This is a genomic window from Ginsengibacter sp., from assembly GCF_057362405.1.
The window spans coordinates 1-21,761 of sequence record NZ_JBMQQG010000163.1 but is presented as its reverse complement, the minus strand read 5'-3'; the positions used below and the strand labels follow the sequence as shown (position 1 = coordinate 21,761).

The window sequence follows — 21,761 nt, the reverse complement described above, 5'->3', positions numbered from 1 at the left end:
GAGAAAATCGATAACATAGTAAAGATGGAAGATAACGGCGCTGGGGCAGTCGTCATGTTTTCATTGTTCGAAGAACAGATACGAAAAGAAGAAGCTGCTTTAAGATTTGTTATGTCCAAAACGAGTAACTCTTTCGCTGAAGCATTGGATTATTTCCCGGACCTTGATGATTATAATGTTGGTACTGAGGAATACCTGGAGAATATTCGCCTGGCAAAGGAGCGTGTACACATTCCCGTTATTGGAAGCCTTAATGGCATTACCAATGAAGGATGGATTGACTATTCAAAACAAATGCAACAGGCCGGCGCGGACGGTATTGAAGTAAATATATTCTTCATTCCCGGAGATACTTCTATGTCATCTTCAGAAGTGGAACACCGTTACCTCAATATTATAGATAACATCCGGCAATCGGTAAAGATCCCAATTGCAGTGAAATTAAATCCATATTTCAGTGCTATGGGCAATATGTCGTTGAGGATGAAAAGAGCCGGAGCCGATGCACTCGTATTATTTAACCGTTTTTATCAACCTGATTTTGATATTAATGAAATGATTATTAAAACTGATTTGAATTATAGCGATTCAAGCGAAATAAGATTACCCTTATTATGGATTGGTTTGTTATATGGAAAAGTAGATCTTTCGCTTGCGGCAACTACTGGTGTACAAAGCGCTGTAGAAGTAATTAAATATATTCTCGCCGGTGCTGATGTTGTTATGACGGCTTCTTCATTATATAAAAATGGTATTCCCTATTTAAAAACAATGAACAAAGAATTACAGGACTGGATGTACATGATGGGCTTTGATACAATTGAATCATTTAAAGGTGGTATGAGCCAGTTGAATATCTCTGATCCCACCGCTTATCAAAGGGCCAACTATATTAAGATACTCGAAGGAGTGAAATAACCTAAACATGAATGAAAGAATTGAAGAATACCTAAAGCAACAAAGCTGCGCCAATGTTTGCTGCGTGGATACGAGGAGACTTCCTTATTGCTTCAGTTGCTTTTACGCTTATAACATCAATGATAGATTATTATATTATAAATCTTCCCTGGATGCGCATCATTCAAAAATTATTTTAGACAGCCCTGAAATTGCCGGAACAATTTTGCCTGATAAGCTTAGTAAGCTACAAGTGAAAGGATTGCAGTTTGAGGGAATAGTGCTGCCATTGGAGCATCCATTGGCAACAAATGCCGCCGCCTTTTATTATAAAAAAAATCCCGTGGCTGTAGCTATGCCGGGAGAAATCTGGACAATACAAATAAACTTCATCAAGTTCACTGATAGCCGTCTTGGTTTTGGTAAAAAGCTTACATGGAACAGGGAAGAGCAGGAAGCGGTTGTTTAATCACCTACAACTAAGGCAAGAATATTTTCATATTTGAGGCAGGCAAATTATTATTGTTTCAATCCACCTATTGCAGACTACCACTTTTTCACTTGTAACTTCGTGTAAAACATTCTTAAAACAAATACCCGAAATTATTTAGATTCCGGGCATTTGTTAATCTATATATAACTATTACTTCCGTGGGTTTTCTATTGCTGCCTGCGCTGCGGCTAACCTGGCAATAGGCACACGGAATGGTGAGCAACTCACATAGTTCATTCCGATGCCGTGACAGAATTTTACACTCTCGGCATCACCACCATGTTCCCCGCAAATACCTACTTTAAGATTGGGTTTTGTTTTGCGGCCTCTTTCAGTTCCGATCTTTATCAGCTCTCCTACTCCATCCTGGTCAATGGTTTGAAACGGATCATCTTTCAATATTTTGAGATCAAGATAATTTGGTAAGAATCCACCGATATCATCGCGGCTAAATCCAAAACTCATTTGCGTAAGATCGTTGGTACCAAAGCTAAAGAAGTCAGCAACTTCTGCCATGCGATCTGCCCGAATTGCAGCTCTTGGTATTTCAATCATGGTACCATAGAGATAGGGAATCTTCTGCATTTTCGTTTTCTCACATACTTCTTTATAAACCCTGTCCACAATTTTTTTCTGGTGCGTGAGCTCATTCACCGTGCACGTAACGGGAACCATGATCTCAGGAAACGCTTTCCTGCCGGATTTAATCAATTCAACAGTGGCCTCAAAGATGGCCCTCACCTGCATTTCAGTAATTTCCGGGTAACTAACGCCAAGGCGTACCCCACGATGGCCAAGCATCGGGTTGTTTTCATGCAGTGCCAATACCCTTCTTCTTAAAATGCTCATGCTTATACCAAGTTCTTTGCTGAGCTGTTGCAATTTTTCCTTGTCATGCGGAACAAATTCATGCAACGGCGGATCTAACAAACGAATGGTAACGGGATAGCCGTTCATTACCTTCAGTGTATTTTTAATATCTTTTTTTACATGGATGAATAGTTCAGCCAATGCCTGTTGTCTTTCCTCAATAGTTTTACTTACGATCATCTTTCTTAAAAGAAATAATGGTTGTTCACTGCCGGCGCCATAAAACATGTGTTCAGTCCGGAACAATCCAATTCCTTCTGCGCCGAACTTTAATCCCTGTGCGGCATCCTCCGGTGTTTCTGAATTAGCACGAACTCCAATCTGTTTTATTTTATCGACCAGTTTCATCAGGTTATTATAGGAAACATTTTTATCAAGATTAATGGCAACTAACGGTAAGCTTCCCTCGTAAACTAAACCTTTTGTACCATTCAAAGTGAGCCAGTCACCTTCTTTGATTATCACTCCGTTTTTTGCATGAAATGTTTTCGTGTCGTGATGTATTTCAATATCTCCGCAACCCACTATACAACATTTACCCCAGCCTCTTGCTACCAGTGCAGCGTGTGACGTCATACCACCTTTAGTAGTTAAAATCGCTTCTGATTCATGCATGCCATCAACATCTTCCGGTGATGTTTCTTCACGAACAAGAATCACTTTTTCGCCCCGGTGTGCCCATTCTACTGCTTCGGCGGATGAGAATACAGCACGCCCCTTGGCGCCGCCAGGGCCAGCCGGCAACCCTTTTGCTATTACTGTATTTAATACCTCAGCCTTCGGGTCAAGCATTGGTAATAATAATTCCACCAGTTGATTAGGCGCAACCCTGCTAACGGCAGTTTTTGCATCAATAAGTTTTTCAGCATACATTTCGGTTGCCATTCTCACTGCAGCAATACCGTTTCTTTTTCCTACGCGGCATTGAAGCATATAAAGCTTCCCTTTCTCAATGGTGAACTCAATATCCTGCATGTCTTTATAATGTTGCTCCAGTCTTTTTTGGTAATTGAATAATTCTTTATAAAGAACTGGCATTGTTTTTTCCAATGTTTTGAATTGCTTGCTTTGCGCATTTTTCGAGTACTCGTTAACGGGAGCCGGTGTTCTTATACCAGCCACCACATCTTCACCTTGTGCATTTACTAAATACTCACCGTAAAATTTATTTTCACCTGTTCCCGGATTTCTTGTAAAAGCAACACCGGTACAACTGTCGTTACCCATGTTACCAAACACCATTGCCTGCACATTTACAGCCGTTCCCCACGCATCCGGAATTTTTTCTATGCGCCGATATTCTATTGCTCTCTTTCCATTCCAACTACTGAAAACAGCACCGATACCGCCCCACATTTGTTGCAATGGATCTTCAGGAAAATCTTTTCCCAAAGTTTCTTTTACAGTTTTCTTATAATCTGATACTAATTGTTTCAACTCCGTTACCGTTAGTTCAGTATCGCTTTTATATCCTTGTTTGTGTTTGATGTGTTCCAACTGTTCATCAAGCATTTTACGAATTCCCTTTCCATTTTTTACTTCCATGCCGTCGCCTTTTTCCATCACCACATCGGCATACATCATAATCAATCTGCGGTAAGCATCGTATGCAAATCGTTCATCGCCACTTTGAGCAATAATCCCCTTAATGGTATTTTCATTCAGCCCAACATTCAATACTGTTTCCATCATGCCGGGCATGGACTTGCGGGCGCCCGAACGTATGGACACTAACAGTGGATTTTTTTCATCACCAAACTTCTTGCCGGTAAGTTTTTCCATTTTTGAAAGCGCTGCTTCCAGTTCGGCTTTTAAAGTTTTGGGATACGTTTTTTTATGGTCATAATACCAGGTGCAAACCTCAGTTGTAATTGTAAAACCGGGAGGAACCGGCAAACGAAGTTTGGGATGGCCCGCCATTTCTGCAAGGTTGGCACCTTTACCACCTAACAGATTTTTCATAGACTCGTTGCCATCTGCTTTATTACCTCCAAAGAAGTATATATACTTTGTTGGACTCACATCTTTTTTCATAAATCGTAATTTTTTAGAATACACATAGGTAGCTAATTCTATAGCAAATAATGAAGATGAAAATCAAGCCTACAGATGATTTTAATCATTTTTTAAGATTTCAATAAAAAGCGATATCTAATTTAAACGAGGGGGAAAAACGGGTATACTTTTCCGTTATGTTATAGGTTATTTGCCTGTTTCATAATAAGGCACCTCATCATGGCTGATGGATTCTTTCTGTTCCCAATAAGCGAGGGTAACCACATGTCCATCGGGGGTATGCAATAATCTTCCAAAGATTGCATTGATGGGGTTAAAAGTATAATCAGTTACTCCGACTGTAAATGTCTCTGGAGCCGGAGGCGGCGGTGGGGGAGGAATTACTGTTCCGTCCGCTGCCTTAACAACCGGTGCAGGCGCTGCTTTTGGGGGAGGTGAAGGAACCACCACCACCGTAAAGCCGTTATATTCTAATAATTTTTTTAGGAAGGTAGCCCTGGCTGGCGATACGTCCTTTTCAACAATACCACACTTAACGCCATCCAGTTCTTCAAATAAATGATTTTTATTGATTGCCATTACTTACTGAGTTAATGATTGAATATAATCGTAAATCCAACTTAACATTCCAACCAATACAATCCCTGCAGAACAAATGATAAATGCAAATTTAGTTGAGGGATGAATTCGTATCTTTTTAATTGGTTGTTCATTCTTATCCATAAAGATGGATCGTATTACTCTTAGATAATAATATAATGAAACGATCATGTTTAACGCAGCAAACAGAATAAATCCATAGTTTGCTTTGGCTGCTCCCGCCGTTAATAAAAATAATTTACCAAAAAAACCTGCAGTGGGCGGAATGCCCGCCAACGAAAACAGTGCCAGCGCCATTACCCAACTCAGCAATGGATTGGTTTGATACAACCCTTTGTAGTCATCAATTTTTTCTTTACCGGTTTGTGATGAAATGGCTGACGCCACACCAAAAGCAGCGAGATTTGATAATGTATAAATCAAAATAAAATAAACAACAGAAGAGGCACCTTCGGGTGAATTAGCCGTGATGCCTACCAAAATAAAACCAACCTGCGCAATAGAAGAAAAGGCAAGGAAGCGTTTGATATTCTGTTGTCGCAACGCAAAAATATTACCAACGATCATGGTAATAATAGATAAAAGCATTATCATATTATACCAGAGTTCCTGCATTGGTTGAAATACTTTATATAATGTTGAAATGAGAACAAATGCAATGGCGCCTTTTGAAATTACGGACAGAAATGACGTTGTAGCGATCGGTGAACCTTCATATACATCGGCCGTCCATAAATGAAAGGGTACGATGGATAATTTAAAAGCGAATGCTGTAATTAAAAATACAAAAGCCAATATTTGTAAGGGGTTTCCGTTGAGTTTTGCTGATAACTCTGCGAAACCGATCGTACCGGTTGCGCCATAAATTAACGAGATTCCAAACAATAATATTCCTGATGAGAAGGCTGATGATAATATCATTTTCATGGCGGCCTCGGAAGAAATTTTCTTCTCCAGATCGAAATTGGCCATGGCAGCAAGTGGAATGGTCGCCAGTTCCAATGATAAAAAGAAGATCAAAAAATTACCGCTTGATATAAGAAAGTCCAACCCCAGCAATGCGGATAACATCAGCATAAAAAACTCTGCTAAATGTTCTGTTTGCTTAAACCAGCCTGTGAACAATAGCGATATCACATACACGCCAAAGTTTAAAATGCTTTTCTGGAATACAATCAATTTAGTGGTGTGATACATGCCATCAAACAGGCCGCCTTCTGCATTGAAGAAAAATCCTATAACCAAATTCAGCAACAGTAAATTCTGAATGATTGGCAACAACAAATCATTTTTTATTCCTTTGCCAAGTTTAATAAATAACAGCAGGAAGATAATAATTGTTATTACCAGCTCAGATTTCATCAATGTTACAAATTCATTCATTCATTCGTTATTTTAAGGCACCATTGAAAATTTCTGCATAATTATTTCTGCACCTGGCTTTATCAGATCATTCAGCCAGAAGGGCGCAACACCTATCGCCAATATGCCTGCAATCAAAATAATCGCGGCTAATTTTTCATTCCATTTTGCGTCTGTCAAATTCGAATAGCTTTCTTTAATGGGGCCCATGGCAGTTCTGCTAACGGCCCGTAAAATATACACTGCCGTTACAACAATACTCATACACGCCAATACGGTGGCAATTCTGTGAAACGCGTCCGGGTGCTCCCATCCTCCCATAAATACCGTTACTTCTGCTACAAAACCACTAAGGCCGGGCAATCCAAGGGAACACAATCCCACAATAAATAATACGGTTGTTATAAAAGGCATCACTTTTAAGAGCCCTCCCATTTCATTCACTTGTCGCGTATGGGTACGTTCGTAAATCATTCCTATTACGGCAAAGAAGAGGGCTGTCATTAAACCATGACTTACCATTTGAATAACAGCCCCGGTTATGGCGGTTTTAGTTAACATCCCGATTCCAAATAATACAAAACCAACATGACTAACCGACGAATAAGCATTCATATATTTCAGATCCTTCTGCATCATCGTAGCGAAGGCGCCATATAAAATAGCAATGGTAGAAAGTACAATAATAATATTGGCATATTCTTTTGCTCCTTCCGGCATAACGTATGCGGCTACCCGCAAACAACCATAGCCTCCCAGCTTCATAGAAATACCTGCTAAAAACATGGAACCCGCAGTAGGAGCCGATGAATGCCCGTCCGGTACCCAGGTATGGAAAGGAAATAATGCAGTGAACACACCAAATCCCACAAACAACAGTGGGAAACAAATTTCCTGGACATAAACAGGAATGTCCATGTGAGACAATTTCACTAAGTCGAAAGTTCTTTCTGCATTACTAAAATACAAGCCAAGTAATCCTACTAAAACCAATGCAGAACCGCCCATTAACATGAGCGCCAGTTTATTGGCCGCGTATTCTTTTTTGCCGCTTCCCCAAATACCAATTAATAAATATTTTGGTATGACAGCAATTTCTAAAAAGAAAAAGAGAATGAAAAGATCGAGGGAAATGAAGAAACCATAGGCACCGAAGCTTAATAAAATAAGCAGGAAATAAAATTCCTTCGTCATCTTATCTATATTCCATGAAACCAGCACACCTGCTATCACAACAAAGGCTGTTAGCAAAATCATTGCTACCGATATGCCATCAACTCCCAAATGAAAACTAATGTGCCAGGAAGGAAACCATTCGTATTGTTGTTGAAACAGGAATTGTTCCATGTTACCGGATGCAACTCCATTTCTATAAGCAAATAATAAGACAAATGCAAGAACGAATTGAATGGTGGCCCCTATCAAAGAAATCCATTTTACCTGTTGCTTACTACGCATTAACAACACAGCAACCGCGGTAATTAATGGGACTAATATGAGTAATAAAAGATTCATTGATTTTTATTTGTCAAAAAAATGCCTGTTTAAATTCTATAATCGCTTTTATCTTGTTTATTGTTGTTCGCTTTTTTATCGTTTATCGTTCCTGTTTGCCACGGCCTTTAGGCCGTGGATCATTTCCGCACTGCTTTGGCTTCAGCCAAAAAATCTTCAAAATCAATCTCTTTATCTACATATTTTAATAACAAAAATTCAAATTCACCCAAGAATTTCGGCTAAAGCCTGTTAACTTTCACTACCGGTCCACGACCTAAAGGCCGTGGCTATTGTTTTCTGACTCCGAACAACTCAATTCTAATTTAGCTCTTATACCTCCTGGTAAAACCTTCCACTCTATTGTTCCTCTTCAATCAAACCGCTATTTCAATTACTTTTCAACTCCACATCAATTTCAATTTCGCTCTAACACTTCTACCAATCCCCGTTATCTGTTGGCTTTTGGCCATTTTCCATTTGCCACGGCCTTTAGGCCGTGGATCAGTTCAATCCATGTTTTCGGCTTTAGCCAAAATATTTTCAAAATGATGAGCCATTAAAAACTCCTGGTACTCCTCAGCAAAAGTCTTCTTTTTGTGATGTTCTTCCTGGTTCAAAATATATGCTCTAACCTTATCCGCTGAATAACTTACGGACAAGCCGATGTATTCATCCTGCCACTCAAATTTGTTTTTAAGATTATTTTTTCTATTTGCCCAAAATGATGATTCACCTTTTATCAGCATTGCTGTTTTAGCAATTGTCTGTTCGCTTCCAAGAGATATCAACAAATGAATATGATCAGAAACACAATTAAGCGTATCGATAAAAATTCCTTTTTTTATACTATTCTCTTTTATATGAGAAAGCAGAAGGGGTTTCAATTCTTCAGTGATTAAATGTTCACGATTTTTTGTGGACCATATATAATGTATCAATACTTTGATATAAGGCATGTCTTAGTTTTTTGGCTAAAGCCAGTCAACATTTTGTTTCGTCTCCACGGCCTAAAGGCCGTGGCAATTATTCTTTAAATGCTCCCAAATTTCAATTTAGCTCCAATGCTCAAACAAATCGACGTTAATCTCTCTGCTTCCGGCTACTTTCATTTGCCACGACTTTCCATTTGCTACGACCTTTAGGTCGTGGACTATTCGATTACCTGTCCCAGGCTTTAGCTAAAACATCTTCAATAATCAAACTCCTTTCCGCACCCTCAAATAAGTCAGATTCTAATTCACAATTTGTTTCTACAAAATCCTGTTAACTCTTTATTACCGCTCCGCGGCCTAAAGGCCGTAGCAATTTTCCCCTTATACTTTAATCTCACCATGATGAACTTTAATAATCACAAAACCATTTTATTTCCACCAATAAATAAACAATACAGCCATGGCAATGGCAGCCACTAAAAAATAAGCTGCATATTGTTGCACCTTGCCCGACTGCATTCCCCGTAGTTTTTTCGAAATAAACATCGCCGTATTGCCGGTTGCATTCACCAAACCATCAACTACATTTTTATCAATCCAGGCAGCAGGTTTTGCGACTAAATTGAATAATATCTTTTTTGTTACAAATAGATACAATTCATCAAAATAAAATTTGTGATAAGCCGCTTGGTATAGTCCACTAATCGATGCAGCAATTTTATCGGGTTTAGTATTTTGTTTTTTGTATAACCACATCGCCGTAAAAATTCCTATAAGACCAAATGCCACGGGAGCAACGGCCATATTTAAATGGAAAGCTGATTCAAGTGCGGATCCATCAGAACTTACAAAATTGCCAAAAGGAATAAAGCCTGCTGCTGCAGCCCCGATGCCTAATAAAATCAATGGAAACAACATGGCAAATCCACCTTCGCCATGGGCGTGAGCCTCACCCCCCGCCCTCTCCTTGAGAGAGGGAGCCTTACTCCAAAAAATTGCAAAGTATAAACGGAACATATAAAAAGCAGTAAGTCCTGAGGTGAATAACCCGATCCAATAAATAATCATATTATTTTGATAAGCCGCCGATAAAATTTCTTCTTTGCTGAAAAAGCCTGCAAAGGGTGGTATGCCGGCAATTGCGAGGCATGCGATTAAAAAAGTGATATGCGTAACCGGTAGATACTTTCTTAATCCGCCCATGTCTTTCATTTCATTGCTGTGAATAAAATGAATAACAGAACCTGCACCTAAAAACAATAATGCTTTAAACATGGCGTGCGTAAATAAATGAAACATCGAGGCAGTATAACCTAGTCCACTTTCTCCTCCATATTTTGAGACGCCTAATGCAAACATCATATAACCTATTTGCGATATGGTGGAAAATGCCAGCACTCTCTTTATATCGGTCTGCGTACACGCAATTATTGCGGCAAGTAGTGCGGAGATAGCCCCAACATAAGCTACTAATTGCAATGCTTCAGGAGCAGATAAAGCAAACACAGGAAATAACCTGGCTACTAAAAAAACACCGGCTACTACCATTGTTGCAGCATGTATTAATGCCGACACCGGCGTGGGACCTTCCATTGCATCAGGCAACCATATTTGTAGCGGAAACATGGCACTCTTTCCGGCAGCGCCCATGAAAACCAATATCATCGCCCATGTGAGCGCAGAGATACCCATGAAGGATGTACTAAGCGCTGCACCCAACTCCGAGGAGCCAGGTGATGTTAACCGCTCAATAAGTGTACTGAAATCCAAGGTGCCTGAATAAAATGAAAGCATTAAAATGCCTATTAAAAATCCTAAATCTGCAAAGCGAGTTACGATAAATGCTTTCTTGCACGCCGCAACTGCATTGGGTTTATCATAATAAAAGCCAATCAATAAAAAAGAAGAAAGTCCTACGAGTTCCCAGAAAATATATATCTGGAAAATATTGGAAGAGATTACCAAAGCCAGCATAGAGAAAGTAAACAGTCCTAAAAAAGAATAGTAAGTGGCAAATCGCTCTTCGCCTTTCATATATGCGAGGCTATAGATGTGCACCATTAAAGAAACAAAAGTTATTACCAACAGCATCATGCAGGTAATAGGATCAAGCATGATGCCCATGTCAATGGATACACCCTCAGAAAATTGCAGCCAGGTATATTTTAGTGGAATTAATTTTTCATAAACACCATTTACTTTGCCGTACTCGAAAAAATATCCATAAGCAGTATAGATTGCCAATACCGTTGCAGCCAATAATAACAGCGTAGCAATTATTCCTGATGAATTTTTAAAATATTTCCTTCCAAATAATCCAAGAATTATAAAACCCGCAAGCGGCAGTAAAGGAATCAGTGCGATATAAGTTGCATTAAGCATTTAGTTCGATGTTAAGATTCTTTTTTATGTTTTCCCACCAAGGCACTAAGCACAATAAGAAATCGCTTTGTGCTCTTTGTGTCTTTGTGGGATAAGATTTTATTTAAGCATTAACAATAGATCAAAATCATTTATACTTTTTTCCCACTAAGACACTAAGTACACTAAGAAATGGCTTTGTGCTCTTTGTGTCTTTGTGGGATAGATTTTATTCTAAGCATTTACAATAGATCAAAATCATTTATATTTTTTTCCCACTAAGGCACTAAGCTCACTAAGGCTCTTTCTGTCTCTGTGGGAATATTCTTTAATATTTCATTTCCTCCGCATCGCTCACATCAATTGAATGATGGCTTCTATATAAATTAATTATGATTGCAATAGCCACAGCAGCTTCAGCAGCGGCAATAGCAATTATGAATATGGTAAAAAATAATCCATCCAGGTTATCAGGCCACAAGTATTTATTAAATGCAATGAAATTCAGATTCACACTATTCAATATCAGTTCTACGCTCATTAGCATGGTAATCAAATTTCTTCTTGTGAAAAAACCAAACACGCCAATGAAAAACAGTGCTGTACTGATAAATAAAATATGTATCAATCCCGGTTCAAGCATAAAATTCACTTTAGTTGTTTTGCTTCTTTATTCGATATTCCTTGTTCGATATTCATTATTGTTGCAGTCGGTTTCAATGCAATTACAATACAACCGATCAAAGCTGCCAGCAACAGCATACTCACCACTTCAAACGGTAACGAATAGCCGCCAATTTTTATTCCCAGCATTTGATTGCCGATATTGGCTACATTAGGCTCTACCGGCTGCATGTTAGTTCCGGCAAACGTATGTTGCAACAGTTGTATCATAATTAATGCAAAGCCACAGAATGCTGCCAACGCGGAAAATATTTGTCGCCCGATTTTTTGTTTCGGCATCTTCTCTCCGGTTTGCTGCGTTAAGAAAATAGAGAAAATAATCAACACCGTTATGCCACCCACATACACCACAATTTGGACTGCTGCAATAAATTCATACTGCATCCAGAAATACAATCCTGCAACGCCAATTAAAGAAAATAATAAAAAGATGGCAGCCCTGAATATCTGTCTTGTTCCCACAGCAAATATTCCACTCACTAACGTTAGTGCGGCAAGCATATAAAATATAATCGTTGATCCACTCATTATTCTACGCCCTCCATTATTTTAGAACCGGGATTATTTAATATTTTGGTTAATTGGGCACGATCAAACACACTGTGTTCAAATGTTTGCGCCATTACGATTGCATCCGAAGGACAGGCAATAATGCACAGGTTACACATCGTGCATAATTCCAGGTGATATACCAATTTGTCAATCGCTTTTTTCTTTTTTCCATCCGGAGTAATATCAAATTTGGTAATGACCTTAATGGTTCCGTTAGGACAGGCTAACTCGCAGGCCGTGCATCCCGTGCAGCGATGCTCATTGTTTTCATTATGCGGCATCACTACTTCACCTTTAAACCTTTCAGGCAAATGCAATGTCTCCCTGTTATCAGGATATTGTTGCGTGATGATCTCCTTGTGATGCGTAAAATAATATCCTGTCCGCCGAAGGCCAACCAGCAAAGATTTTATAGCATTAAAAACTTCTTTAACGTAACCCCCCAAACCCCCTGAAGGGGGAGTAGTGGAAGTTTTCAAATTCTTTGAAGCGTTGCCCATTTTTGAAGTGTTCAATTTTATAATTTAACCTATAATACAACATTCATTTTCTCAATCTAATTTTTCTCAATTTTGGTTTCCCCCTTTAGGGGATAGGGGTCTAAAAATACCAGCCCAAAATTGCCATTGCCGTTACCAATAAAATATTAAACAAGCTGATTGGCAACAAATATTTCCATTCAAGATTTAATAACTGATCAATGCGCAACCTCGGGAACGTCCACCGGAACCACATAATCAGGAATATTAAAAAGAAGGTCTTTCCAAAAAACCAAATGCTCGAAGGGATGTAATCCATTATGTGATTAAACCCTTCCCAATGGCCCACATGAAAAGGCATCCATCCACCCAGGAATAAAGTTGCCCCGATAGCACACACGATGAAAACATTCACATATTCTGCTAAAAAGAACAAGGCGAATTTCATCCCCGAATACTCTGTATGAAAGCCTGCTGTTAATTCTGATTCGGCTTCTGCGAGGTCGAAAGGCGCCCTGTTTGTTTCTGCAGTTACTGCTATTATAAAAATGACGAAAGAAATAATAACGGGAATATGTCCTTTAAAAATCCACCATCCATCCGCCTGCGATTGAATGATCGTGTTCAGGTTCAAACTGCCCGCCAGCACTACGACAGAAAGAACAGAAAATCCTGCAGACAGCTCATAACTTACTATCTGTGCCCCGCTCCGCATGGCACCCATCAATGAATATTTATTATTGCTCGACCAGCCGGCCATTAAAATGCTGATTACAGAAACAGATGAAATTGCAGATACATACAATACACCTATGTTCAAATCCCACATCTGGAAATCTTTGGCAAACGCTAACGGCGCCATTAATAACATAGCGACAATTAACGCTATATAAGGAGCAAGGTTAAATAAAAATTTATCAGCACCGGATGGTGTCATTCCTTCTTTCACTAAAAGTTTTACGGTATCTGCCAATGACTGAAACATCCCCTTCGGTCCTACCCTGTTTGGTCCTAAACGTATTTGTATCCATGCAGAAACTTTTCGTTCCATTATAACTAATACCAATCCTAACACGGCAAATAACCCAATAACGCAAACACCAACAATCACCATTTCAATGATAGTTGCCAGTGTAGGGTTAAACGTTAGGTTTAACCATTTATGAATTGAATCTGCTATGTTAGAAAAACTCCACATATACCCCAACCCCTAAAGGGGCTAAATAATTTAAATTTTAAAAAGTTCCCAAAGTCCCCTTCAGGGGATCTAGGGGTTACCTGTCAATATCCGGTATCACCAAATCCAATGTTCCCATCATCGCCACCAAATCTCCCAGCAAATGCCCTCTTGCCATATGATCCAATGCAGAGAGATTTGAAAATCCGGGCGAACGGAATTTAATTCTATACGGTGTTGTTCCTCCTTCGCTCACAATGTACACGCCTAACTCGCCTCTTGCTGTTTCAACTCTTGAATAAAATTCTCCCTTCGGCAATTTTAATACTGCTTTTGTTTTTGCCTGGAAATCTCCATCGGGAATATTATCGATTAACTGTTCTATTATTTTTATCGATTGATTCATTTCCCTGATGCGCACCATATAACGTGCAAATGAATCACCCTCTGTTTCGAGTACTTCATCAAACTCAATTGTATCATACACCTCGTAAGGATAGAGTTTACGTATGTCGCAACTAACGCCACTGCCTCTTGCGGTCGGGCCGGTACAGCCATATGATATGGCGTCTTCAGAAGATAAATAGCCAACACCTTTCATGCGGTTTTGAAAAATAACATTGCCGGTAATCAGCTCGGCGTATTCATCAATTTTATGTTTATATAAAACGATGAATTCGTTCACTCGTTTTTGAAAGTTGGGATGCAAATCAGCCATTACTCCACCCGGAACCATATAGTTCATGGTTAATCTTGCACCGCAGGTTTCCTCCATAATATCGTTTATGGTTTCTCTTTCCCTGAAGGCATGGAAGAAAGGAGTGAATGCGCCCAAATCCATTGCCATAGCGCCCCACCACAATTCATGTGATGCAATTCGTGTAAGTTCATCCATCAATACCCGTATCACCTGTGCCCTTGGTGGAATCTCTACCTGCAAACCTTTTTCAACGCATAACGCACATGCATGGTTGTTAATGTGAGCCGACAAATAATCCATCCTGCTGGTAACGTAAATGAACTGGCGATAGGTTAAGCTCTCACACATTTTTTCAATGGAGCGATGGATATAACCAAGATGAGGTTCTACTTTCTTAATCGTCTCCCCGTTTATGGTAATTACCAAATGCAATACGCCATGGGTCGCAGGATGCTGTGGCCCCACATTAATTATTAAATCACCTTCTGCCGTTGTGCCTATTTCTTCTACCATAAACCCCTATCCCCTAAAGGGGGACGACTTGTTTTATAATATTAAAAATTCTCTGCTTTATAGTTTTATCATATTTACCGCATCTTCAAAATCTTTTAACATCGGTTTCTTCCCTTCCCATCCATCGGGTAAAATCAATAACCGCAAATCAGGATGATTCAGGAAATTAACCCCAAACATTTCATACACTTCTCTTTCATGAAATTCTGCTGTTCTCCAAATATTACTTACCGTTTCTATTTCAGGATTGTTAGCATCGAGTTTTGATTTCACTACAATGTTATGACGATACCGCGTAGACGATAAATGATACACCATCGTCAGATGCATCTTCCAGTCGATGCAGGTAAGGCAAAAAAGATAGTCGAAGAATAAAGAATCGTTGTTGCGTAATTGCTGCGCAAATGGTAACCAATCTTTCGGTTCAACGTTTATGTTGAGCCATTCACCACCTTCTTCAAATGTGGCGGAAGGAAGCAATTCAGTTATTGTGGCTTTCAATTCTTCGTTCGTCATAATTATTCTTTACCTGACTTTACCTGTTCTCTTGTTAAACCGCTTTTTATTTTTTGTTGTAGTGAAATCAATGCATGCAGCAGCGCCTCCGGCCTTGGCGGACAACCGGCAACATATACATCTACCGGTATTACGTGGTCAGCGCCTTTTACAACCGAATACGTATTGTAAAAAAAAGGTCCGCCGCTGATGGCGCAAGCACCCATCGCAATTACATATTTCGGGTCAGCCATTTGGTCGTATAATCTTTTTAACACCGGCGCCATTTTATTTACGATCGTTCCAGCAATAATAATCACATCGGCCTGGCGTGGCGAGGCACGTGCTACTTCAAAACCAAATCTTGAAAAATCGTATTTGGCAGCCGCAACAGACATCATTTCAATACCACAGCAACTGGTAGCAAAAGTGAGCGGCCACAATGAATTGGAACGTGCCCAGTTGATGACATCATCCAGTTTGCTTAATACGATGCCGCCACCGGGAGTTTCATGTATTTGGCCGGGAAAAGACCCCCCCGCCCCTAAAGGGGAAGCTTTGGAAGTCTCCACGTTATTTGGACCGTTACTCATTATGGCAAAATGTTTTCTTTTTTCTATTTTAAAAAATCTTGTTCAACTCGGTATACCATTTCCATAATTACAACCTGCATTTCACCTCCCCCTTCAGGGGACCGGGGGGTTTCCTTACTTCCATTTCAAAGCGCCTTTTTTATGTGCGTATAAAAATCCCATAAATAATATAAAAAAGAAAATGATAATTTCAATTAACGCTATCCATCCTACCTGCTTTGCCACCACTGCCCATGGATAGAGGAATACCAGCTCGACATCAAAAATTAGAAATATTAATGCAAATAAATAATAGCCCACGTTCAATTGTTTCCAGGTGGTTCCATGTGTAGGGATACCACATTCGTAAGGCTCACCTTTTTGAGGATTGGTTGTTGATTTTGTAACAATTTTAGCGATAAGAATAGCAATGGAAGAAAAAGTGAGTGCGGCTATAATTAAAACAATCATTGAAGAAGATCCCATACAAAAAATCAATTATTAGGCATAAAAATTTAGAAACGAAAGGTAGTAAATAATGTTAATCGATAATTCGCATAAATATGATTTTTGTCATAACGAAATATGATTATTTTGGGGGATGATGCAAATATTGAAAGTTTATTGAGCACACGTTGCAGACCATGATTATTTACAGGTGACGAGCGGTAAAATGAATAATCATAACAAAAATTTTCTTATCTTAGATAACGGTATTTTCTCATACGATTGCGGCACACCTTAGACCCTCTTACCCCGATACCAGAGGACGTTTTTAAATGGAACTGACCGGCAAGCATATTGTAAATGCGACTCCATCAACCATATGGAGTATGCTCATGGACACTGACGTGCTGGCAAAAATAGTTCCTGGCATTTCCCGGCTGGAGAAAACTGGTGATAATACTTTCAAATCTATCCTGGAAATAAAACTTGGCCCTGTAAACAGCTCTTTTACTGGCAACCTTCAGATGGAGGACATAACCGAACAAGAAGGATTCACGCTGAAAGTAACTCAGAATAGCAAGATTGGAAATGCCAGTGGCAACATTAAAATAAACCTGTTACCGGTGGAGGATGAAAAGACCGAAATCGCTTTTAATGGCGATGTTAAACTATCGGGCATTCTTGCAGGTATGGGACAAAGAGTGATGGGAAGTGTGGCAAATACACTCACTAAACAATTCTTTTCAAATTTGGAGAAGGAGTTAAAAACCAAGAAGTGATTGCCGGGAATACAAAACTATTATTCTTCTTAAATCAAAATTTATAAACCTTAAAAATAAATTATATGAGCATGAAAATTCGTCTTAAGGTTAATGGTGTGGAGTACAGCCACGAAGTGGAGCCACGATTGCTGCTGGTATATTACCTGCGTGACGTGCTGCGGCTAACGGGAACACATGTTGGTTGCGACACGAGCAGTTGCGGCGCCTGCACTATAATGGTAAATGGTAAATCTACAAAGAGCTGCACCATGTTTGCTGTGCAGGCAGATGGAGCAGAAATTATTACGATTGAGGGCATGGCCCGGAATGGGGAGCTACATCCCATCCAGGAAGCTTTCAAGGAATGCCACGGCCTGCAATGCGGATTTTGCACGCCGGGTATTATTATGACAACGGCTGATTTGTTACAAAATAACCCTGCGCCTACTGAAGAAGAAATCCGTTATGCGCTGGAAGGTAATTTCTGCCGTTGCACGGGCTATCAAAACATTGTTAAATCAGTGCAGTACGCTGCAAACAAAATAAAAGAGGAGGTAAATGTATGAGTACAACAAATGGACTGATCGGACAATCCGTTAAACGGGTTGAAGATAAAAGATTTATTACCGGAAGAGGTAGATATACAGATGACATTGTGCTGCCACATCAAACCTATGCCTCATTCGTGAGAAGCCCTTACGCCCACGCAAAGATTGTAAGTGTGGATGTAAGTGTCGCCAAAGCTATGCCGGGAGTGGTTGCTATTTTCACCGGGGCAGACGTTGCAGAAGTAAACGGGGTACCCTGCGGCTGGCAGGTAAATTTCAAGAATGGTGATACCATGAAGGAACCGAAACATCCCTTGCTGGTGGCGGATAAAGCAAGGCACGTAGGTGATGCCATCGCCATTGTAATCGCAGAATCAACGGGGGAAGCTGTTGATGCAGCACAAGCTGTGAACGTAGAATATGAAGAATTGCCTTGTGTAGTGGATGCTTCCAAAGCGGTACGACCCGGCGCACCGCTGGTGCATGACGATGCACCCGGCAATATGTGTTATGACTGGGCATTGGGTAACCCGATCGCTGAAGTGGACGAAGCTATAAACAATTCAGCACACGTTACCACGCTGGAATTTGTAAACCAGCGCATGATACCGAATGCGATTGAACCACGATCGTACAATAGCTCCTACGATTCTGCTAATGACAAATATGTTTTATATACAAGTAGTCAAAACCCACACCTTATCCGGTTGCTGATGTGTGCATTTGTGCTTGGTATTCCTGAACACAAAGTGAGAGTAGTAAGCCCGGATGTAGGCGGCGGGTTTGGTAGTAAAATCTTTCACTATACTGAAGAAGCATTGCTGACATGGGCAACGAAAAAAATTGGGAGACCTGTAAAATGGACTGCAGAAAGAAGCGAAAGTTTTTTATCAGACGCTCATGGTCGCGATCATGTTACAAAGGCTGAAATGGGATTTGATAACGAAGGAAATATTACGGCGTTACGTGTGAAGACCTTTGCGAACCTTGGCGCTTATCTGTCTACCTTCGGAACTTGTATCCCCACCTATCTTCATGGCACATTGCTGCAGGGATTATATAAGACTCCAAAAATAAATGTGGACGTTACCGCTGTATTTACTAATACCACACCCGTAGACGCTTATCGCGGTGCCGGAAGGCCGGAAGCCACTTATTTATTGGAAAGATTGGTTGACCTTGCTGCGCATGAAATGAATATGGACCCGGCTGAACTACGTTTCAAAAATTTCATTCCTCCTTTTGATGGCGTGAATCAACCCGGCTACCAGACACAGGTGGCTTTACAATATGACAGTGGCAATTATGAAGGTGTTTTAAAAAAAGGACTGGAAATGTTAGGATATGAAAACTTCCGTAAGGAACAGAAAGAAGCAGCCTATAACGGAAAACTGCTGGGCGTCGGTTTCTCAACTTATATCGAAGCTTGCGGCATTGCTCCATCGGCAGTGGTAGGCTCGCTGGGAGCAAGAGCGGGCTTGTTCGAAGTAGGGCAAGTGCGTGTACAGCCTACCGGTAAAGTGAGTGTGTACACCGGCTCTCATTCTCATGGCCAGGGACATGAAACAACTTTTGCACAGGTGGTGGCTGATAAATTGGGCATTACAATGGATTATGTGGAGATCGTCCACGGCGATAGTGAAAGTGTAGCATTTGGTATGGGTACCTATGGTTCAAGGAGCATCGCCGTTGGTGGCAGCGCCATAGTGAAAAGTATAGACAAGATAATTGAAAAAGGAAAGAAGATAGCTGCGCATAAACTTGAAGCAAGCGCTGACGATATTGAATTTGCAGGCGGTAAGTTTACGGTAAAAGGAACGGATAAATCTATTGGCTTCGGCGATGTGGCGCTTACGGCCTATGTACCGCATGTGTATCCAAAAGACCTGGAGCCCGGCCTTGATTTTAGCAGCTTTTATGATCCGGCCAACTTCACCTATCCGTTCGGGTGCCATATAGCAGTAGTGGAAGTGAGTAAAGAAACCGGTAAAGTTGTTTTGAAAAGATTTGTTGCCGTAGATGATGTGGGCAATATCATCAATCCTATGATTGTAGATGGACAAATTCATGGAGGGATTGCGCAGGGAGTTGGGCAAGCACTATTCGAAGGTGCTGAGTATGATGATAACGGACAACTCACTAATGGATCCTACATGGATTATTGTATGCCCCGGGCTGACGATTTCCCGATGATTGAGACGGCAGTCCAGGTTACTCCCTGTCCGCATAACCCGCTTGGCGTAAAGGGTGCAGGCGAGGCAGGTACTATTGGCTCCACACCGGCGGTTGTAAATGCTGTTATAGACGCCTTGTGGAGCGGAGGGCATAAGATAAAAGATATTCGAATGCCCCTGAGCTCAGAAAGAGTATGGAGAGCCATGCAACTGTAGTTTTTATTAATGTTTACATTTTAAAATTTTTCTTTTATGATACCTGCGACATTTGAATACGAAAAAGCCGGAACTATTGATGCAGCTATTGCTGCTGTGTCCGGTGGTGGAAAAATATTGGCCGGCGGCCATAGCTTAATACCAGCGATGAAATTACGCCTGAACCAACCCCCGAAACTGGTGGATATAACGGGCATAGATACACTAAGAGGCATTAAAGAAGAAGATGGGGAGATTGTAATTGGCGCAGCCAGTACTCATGCTGACATTGCTGCTGATAAACTTACTAATTCAACACTTCCGTTCTTTGCAGAAGGAGCTTCTTTGATTGGCGATTTGCAGGTCCGTAACCACGGTACAATTGGTGGAAGCATAGCACATGCCGATCCCGGCGCAGACTGGCCCGCTCTTTTACTTGCATCCGATGCCGCTATTGAGGTGCAGGGCAGCAAAGGAAAGCGCAGAATAAAAGCTACCGAATTTTTTACAGGCTTATTTTCAACTGCCTTACAGGAGGACGAAATCATTACCGCGATAAGAATTCCGGTTCCTGCACCCGGCACAAAAACAACCTACCGGAAATTTGTGCAGCATGCCTCCAGGTTTGCCATTGTAGGTTGCGCTGTTATGCGTTTTGCCGATGGCAAAATCAATATTGCTTTTACTGGCGTATCGGACAGTGCATTTCGCGACAGTAATGCTGAAAAGGCTATATCAGGAGAGGCGCTTAACGAGGCATCTATCGACAAAGCAGTAAATGCTGCTTTACAAGATGTGACTATTATGGGAGACCATTATGCCTCTGAAGAGTATCGAAGGCACGTCGCTAAAGTATATTTGAAAAAAGCATTACAGGCCGTAGCATAATTTCCCCTGTAGGGTAAAGGCAATTTTTCTTATCACCTGTTCCGGCAACCTGGATCATTTTAATATTATAAGAAATACCAGCTATCTTTTACGGTACCCGCAAAATAAGAGCGATAAATTTGTTTTGAAAATGATCCAACTGAACGATATAAAAAAAATGCTGGAGGAGGAAGGGTATATTACAGGCGATGCTGTTGCCATGTCCGTCTTTCTTTCGCTGCAACTGAACAAACCCTTGCTGGTAGAAGGTCCTGCGGGAGTAGGCAAAACAGAAATTGCCAAGGTAATGGCTAATGCATTGCAAACAGATTTAATTCGCCTGCAATGTTATGAAGGCCTTGGTGCAACCCACGCACTATATGAATGGAACTACCAACGGCAATTGCTCCACCTTAAAATGGTGGAGCACAATGCACAACCAATTGAAGAAAAAGAGAAAACATTTTTGAGTGATCCCTTCCTCATGAAACGGCCATTGCTACAGGCAATAACACACCATAAAAAACCCGTGCTCCTTATAGATGAGATCGACAGGTCTGATGAAGAGT

The 21,761-nt window shown here is 40.6% G+C and carries 21 protein-coding genes; 7 read left to right on the top strand and 14 right to left on the bottom strand.

What is annotated here, in order from left to right:
- Window positions 1–918 (top strand): dihydroorotate dehydrogenase-like protein (locus ACO1O5_RS13750; protein ID WP_486271131.1); only part of this gene is annotated, 918 nt, incomplete at its 5' end.
- A gap of 7 nt (window positions 919–925) precedes the next feature.
- Window positions 926–1,366 carry a hypothetical protein gene (locus ACO1O5_RS13745; RefSeq protein ID WP_486271129.1) on the top strand — a complete coding sequence of 147 codons (441 nt, stop codon included), beginning with the start codon at window positions 926–928 and terminating at the stop codon, window positions 1,364–1,366.
- Window positions 1,367–1,540: 174 nt separating this feature from the next.
- On the opposite strand, the gene ppdK is transcribed toward ACO1O5_RS13745, so the two are convergent.
- The 14 genes from ppdK to ACO1O5_RS13675 form a co-directional block, all read right to left on the bottom strand.
- A complete protein-coding gene (gene ppdK / locus ACO1O5_RS13740) occupies window positions 1,541–4,294 on the bottom strand; it encodes a pyruvate, phosphate dikinase (RefSeq protein WP_486271127.1) in 2,754 nt (917 codons plus the stop codon).
- 168 nt (window positions 4,295–4,462) lie between these two features.
- Window positions 4,463–4,855 (bottom strand): hypothetical protein, encoded by a 393-nt coding sequence (locus ACO1O5_RS13735; protein ID WP_486271126.1) that lies wholly within the window; start codon window positions 4,853–4,855, stop codon window positions 4,463–4,465.
- Window positions 4,856–4,858: 3 nt separating this feature from the next.
- Entirely contained in the window at window positions 4,859–6,259 is a 1,401-nt protein-coding gene (locus tag ACO1O5_RS13730; RefSeq protein WP_486271124.1) for an NADH-quinone oxidoreductase subunit N, read from the bottom strand.
- 12 nt (window positions 6,260–6,271) lie between these two features.
- Window positions 6,272–7,753: a complex I subunit 4 family protein gene (locus tag ACO1O5_RS13725; protein ID WP_486271122.1), complete on the bottom strand. Its 1,482-nt coding sequence runs from the start codon at window positions 7,751–7,753 to the stop codon at window positions 6,272–6,274.
- A 488-nt stretch (window positions 7,754–8,241) separates the two neighbouring features.
- Window positions 8,242–8,691 (bottom strand): transposase, encoded by a 450-nt coding sequence (locus ACO1O5_RS13720; protein ID WP_486271120.1) that lies wholly within the window; start codon window positions 8,689–8,691, stop codon window positions 8,242–8,244.
- A gap of 405 nt (window positions 8,692–9,096) precedes the next feature.
- Window positions 9,097–11,049, bottom strand: coding sequence for an NADH-quinone oxidoreductase subunit L (nuoL, locus tag ACO1O5_RS13715; protein WP_486271118.1), 1,953 nt, complete (start codon window positions 11,047–11,049; stop codon window positions 9,097–9,099).
- A gap of 307 nt (window positions 11,050–11,356) precedes the next feature.
- Window positions 11,357–11,671, bottom strand: coding sequence for an NADH-quinone oxidoreductase subunit NuoK (gene nuoK / locus ACO1O5_RS13710; protein WP_486271133.1), 315 nt, complete (start codon window positions 11,669–11,671; stop codon window positions 11,357–11,359).
- Window positions 11,672–11,676: 5 nt separating this feature from the next.
- Window positions 11,677–12,240: an NADH-quinone oxidoreductase subunit J family protein gene (locus tag ACO1O5_RS13705; RefSeq protein ID WP_486271116.1), complete on the bottom strand. Its 564-nt coding sequence runs from the start codon at window positions 12,238–12,240 to the stop codon at window positions 11,677–11,679.
- Window positions 12,240–12,779, bottom strand: a complete 540-nt coding sequence (locus ACO1O5_RS13700; protein WP_486271115.1) for a 4Fe-4S binding protein — start codon at window positions 12,777–12,779, stop codon at window positions 12,240–12,242. The genes ACO1O5_RS13705 and ACO1O5_RS13700 overlap by 1 nt, the downstream gene beginning before the upstream one ends.
- 85 nt (window positions 12,780–12,864) lie before the next feature.
- Complete coding sequence (gene nuoH, locus ACO1O5_RS13695) at window positions 12,865–13,941, bottom strand: NADH-quinone oxidoreductase subunit NuoH (RefSeq protein WP_486271113.1); 1,077 nt, start codon at window positions 13,939–13,941, stop codon at window positions 12,865–12,867.
- A gap of 76 nt (window positions 13,942–14,017) precedes the next feature.
- Complete coding sequence (locus tag ACO1O5_RS13690; RefSeq protein WP_486271111.1) at window positions 14,018–15,133, bottom strand: NADH-quinone oxidoreductase subunit D; 1,116 nt, start codon at window positions 15,131–15,133, stop codon at window positions 14,018–14,020.
- Between the two features lie 57 nt (window positions 15,134–15,190).
- Window positions 15,191–15,649 (bottom strand): NADH-quinone oxidoreductase subunit C, encoded by a 459-nt coding sequence (locus ACO1O5_RS13685; protein WP_486271109.1) that lies wholly within the window; start codon window positions 15,647–15,649, stop codon window positions 15,191–15,193.
- 2 nt (window positions 15,650–15,651) lie between these two features.
- Window positions 15,652–16,221, bottom strand: a complete 570-nt coding sequence (locus ACO1O5_RS13680) for an NADH-quinone oxidoreductase subunit B (protein WP_486271107.1) — start codon at window positions 16,219–16,221, stop codon at window positions 15,652–15,654.
- A 114-nt stretch (window positions 16,222–16,335) separates the two neighbouring features.
- Entirely contained in the window at window positions 16,336–16,686 is a 351-nt protein-coding gene (locus ACO1O5_RS13675) for an NADH-quinone oxidoreductase subunit A (protein ID WP_486271105.1), read from the bottom strand.
- A 293-nt stretch (window positions 16,687–16,979) separates the two neighbouring features.
- Between ACO1O5_RS13675 and ACO1O5_RS13670 the strand changes: the two genes are divergently transcribed.
- From ACO1O5_RS13670 to ACO1O5_RS13650, 5 genes are all read left to right on the top strand, one after another.
- Window positions 16,980–17,426, top strand: coding sequence for an SRPBCC family protein (locus tag ACO1O5_RS13670; RefSeq protein WP_486271103.1), 447 nt, complete (start codon window positions 16,980–16,982; stop codon window positions 17,424–17,426).
- Between the two features lie 71 nt (window positions 17,427–17,497).
- Window positions 17,498–17,974, top strand: coding sequence for a (2Fe-2S)-binding protein (locus ACO1O5_RS13665; RefSeq protein WP_486271101.1), 477 nt, complete (start codon window positions 17,498–17,500; stop codon window positions 17,972–17,974).
- Window positions 17,971–20,346, top strand: coding sequence for a xanthine dehydrogenase family protein molybdopterin-binding subunit (locus ACO1O5_RS13660; protein ID WP_486271099.1), 2,376 nt, complete (start codon window positions 17,971–17,973; stop codon window positions 20,344–20,346). The genes ACO1O5_RS13665 and ACO1O5_RS13660 overlap by 4 nt, the downstream gene beginning before the upstream one ends.
- 36 nt (window positions 20,347–20,382) lie before the next feature.
- The gene (locus ACO1O5_RS13655) at window positions 20,383–21,213 is read left to right on the top strand and encodes an FAD binding domain-containing protein (protein WP_486271097.1); all 831 of its coding nucleotides are present in this window, start codon (window positions 20,383–20,385) and stop codon (window positions 21,211–21,213) included.
- A 130-nt stretch (window positions 21,214–21,343) separates the two neighbouring features.
- Window positions 21,344–21,761 (top strand): AAA family ATPase (locus tag ACO1O5_RS13650; protein WP_486271095.1); only part of this gene is annotated, 418 nt, incomplete at its 3' end.